This window comes from Moorena sp. SIO4E2 (assembly GCF_010671945.1).
GTDB lineage: Bacteria > Cyanobacteriota > Cyanobacteriia > Cyanobacteriales > Coleofasciculaceae > Moorena > Moorena producens.
Genome location: NZ_JAAHIE010001255.1, coordinates 1 through 1,341, shown reverse-complemented (window position 1 = coordinate 1,341; position 1,341 = coordinate 1). Strand labels below are relative to the sequence as shown.

General features: G+C 44.7%; 1 protein-coding gene. It reads right to left on the bottom strand.

Features of this window, described 5'->3' with window-relative positions; all coding sequences use genetic code 11:
* Positions 1–476: 476 nt before the first annotated feature.
* Positions 477–1,341: hypothetical protein (locus F6K37_RS42695; RefSeq protein ID WP_287257259.1), on the bottom strand; the 865-nt coding region annotated here is incomplete at its 5' end.

Sequence of the window (1,341 nt, the reverse complement as noted above, 5' to 3'; positions counted from 1 at the left end):
GAGAAATCCTCACACACGTGGCCATATAGCCTATAGCGATCTTACATCCTAATTAAGATTGCGATCAGCTATCAGTATTGAGCTATCAGTATTCAGCTATTAGCTTATGGGTTAGGTCACAGCGTCGTTCGCACAGCGTGGCCTTTGGCCAAAGGCTGTGCTACGTACTTAATGCTTACTGGCCGAACGGGTGTCCAGTTCTATTTAGCTCCCAACTTGGCTAAAAAATTATCAGTAAACAATGACAGGTAATAATAAACTAATGCCTAGACTAATTTTAAGTAGACATCTCCAAAAATTAACCTCAAACCCTTGCACTGCCTGGGTCAAAACCGAGTTTCTGGAGATGTCTAGTCAATCAATCTAGTCTAGGGTTTTAATTACGGCTGCAATTATTCACTAAACCTTACACCCAGTGCAATGCTCGGGACTGAAACCCTTACTAGTTTAAAAGGCTGCTTGTTACTCCTTGAAGCTTAATCAGCTACTCTAGTCAGCCTGTCTAGAATTTGCATGATTGACAAATCCCGCAAGAAATTGTCTCTGCTGGTCATTTCAGAGCGGTTCGAGTCATAATAGCGGTTCGATTGATAATAGCTGTTCGAGTCATAGCCATTCTGGTCATAGCGGTTCCGGTTATAGCCATTCCGGTTATCGCGGTTGATGTATGTGAGGATGCGATCGCATTCTGTAGTGCCAACTATACTACAACCCTGGCTCAGTAAACTATCCACTGAAGTAGTCCTACCCTTAGGGGTATACCAACGTGACCCGGATTGGGCAGTCTGACCGTTAGGATACTTCCATGAACCTGATGACCCGAATTTGGCAGTCTTTCCGTTGGGATACTTCAATTGTGACCCGAATTTAGCAGTCGTTCCGTTAGTATACTTCCATTTTGACCCCAATTTGGCAGTCGTTCCGTTGGGATACTTCCATTTTGACCCTGATTTGGCTGTTTCCCCATTTGGCCACTCTAACGAAGACCTCTGACCTTGCCTAGGACCGTTGCAGATCACTTGCTGTAAACTTTCAATCGTACCCAAAAAGCTTCTTCCCTCTTCTGTCATGCTGGCTAGTTTTGCCATGGCGGTCAGGTCGAAGCAATCTTGAGAGGAATTTCGTGGTGACTGAATACTTGATGAACGTCGGTTACTATTTCCACAGTACTTATATTCTAGGGTATCTAGATTATCGGTATCTAAGTTTTCGCTAATCGCCAAGCGACGCACAGTACGAATCTGGCCACATCGATTCGATTCAGCAGATACCTTATCAGTCCCTAAGCCAATAGTACATAGGGTCAGGAGATCGGAAGAGCGAACCCTCGACTGGAGACAG